The sequence below is a fragment of the Synechococcus sp. R8-2 genome (assembly GCF_047461715.1).
Classification (GTDB): Bacteria; Cyanobacteriota; Cyanobacteriia; order Thermostichales; family Thermostichaceae; genus Thermostichus.
The window spans coordinates 1-1,401 of the sequence record NZ_JANSHQ010000635.1 but is presented as its reverse complement, the minus strand read 5'-3'; the positions used below and the strand labels follow the sequence as shown (position 1 = coordinate 1,401).

Below are 1,401 nucleotides of genomic sequence, written 5' to 3'. Positions count from 1 at the left end.
CTCCTGCGATTTCTAGCTGAACCGAGGCTCACGGTATAGTGGTTCAGGCGAATCCGGTGGGGGATCCCCGCCCATCCTCAACTCAGTCCGGTTGGGTTTAACCCTCGCCAAGGTGTCTGTTGTGGAGAGGAGATGAATGCTGAAGCCAAAGCATGCCTGCCGGCCCCTGCTGCCGACTTGTGGGAGCTCGGATTCCCCTATCGAAAAAGGATGCTCTGTTGTAGCTTATACAGCCTTGGCCATTTTAGCGCTTGGCTTGGTCGGTTGCGGCGAGGGAACAACTCCTCTGGGCCCCCTGGAAAATGTCTTCCTGCGGGCGGATGATTTTGAAATCACAGGAGGATCCCCGGCAGCGGGCGCAGTGGGGCCCTACCTACAGTTCAACATGCGGCGGCAGCGGGATAACCAAATCCTAAATCGCCCCCTTAATGTCTATGTGGACAATGCCGGGCTGGCAGAAAGGCGGAATCCCCTTTTGGATAACCAAAACCGTCCTATTCTCTTACAGCGCTCGGTGGCCTTCTTGGGCAATGGGCTGGATCTGAACAGAGATGGCCAGCCGGATCTGCCCCCCAAAGAACCCCCCAACTTCACCAGTGGCCCGCTGCTGCCCTACACCCCGCCCAATCAGTGGCAAAGCCGGGCTGCCCTTGCCTATGTCCCCGGACAGGCCAATATCCCCGGACGGAGTCCCAGCGACCGCTTTGGCATCTACTTTTCTTCCATCCTGCCCTACACCGGGCAGCTTCGCTTTCGCGCCCGCGACGAGCTGGGCAATGCCTTTGCCCGCACCTTTGAGGTCACCTACCCGCCGGCAGCCAGCCGCGCCACGGTCACGGTTACCTTGGCCAACCTCACCGCCACTGCCCAAGAGCCGGTTCTCATTGCCATTTGTAACCAGTTGGGAGCTGCTGCCGTGGTGGGCCTGCGGAGTGGCACGTTCACCGAGCTGGTGGATCTCCTGCCGGCCCCAGGGCTGCCGGTGGATCCCACCTTGAGCGAGCCCATCCGCTATGTGGCCGAAGCTTATCAATTTAACCGCGATCGAGCCGTCATCCGCGTTTCCCAGAATCCCACGGATCCCAGCCGCATGAGCGTTCCTCTACTGGGATCCGAAGGGGCAACCGGTCGGGCAGATCTGACGCTGGTGAACTCTGTAGGGGATCGGCTTACCTGCTTCAACGATCGGCTTTCGGATCTGCGGGATACGTTTTCTGACTTTTTCAGATAGTCAATTCAAATAGCAATGAGACACTGGCCAGTAGAATAGTCCGACTCGCAAAAGCAGGCCTTGTCACTTCATCAACAGAAGTTCCTCCATCTGCATGCATCCTTGCCCTCTTGAAAGCACTGCGGTCGCTTCAAACTAGATTGAGACGCTCCCCAAGCGTTCCGCGCTGC

At 58.5% G+C, this 1,401-nt stretch carries 1 protein-coding gene; it reads left to right on the top strand.

The features are described 5' to 3' along the window. Positions 1-235: 235 nt before the first annotated feature. A complete protein-coding gene (locus tag NW819_RS13320; protein ID WP_414414037.1) occupies positions 236-1,231 on the top strand; it encodes a hypothetical protein in 996 nt (331 codons plus the stop codon). Positions 1,232-1,401: the final 170 nt, after the last annotated feature.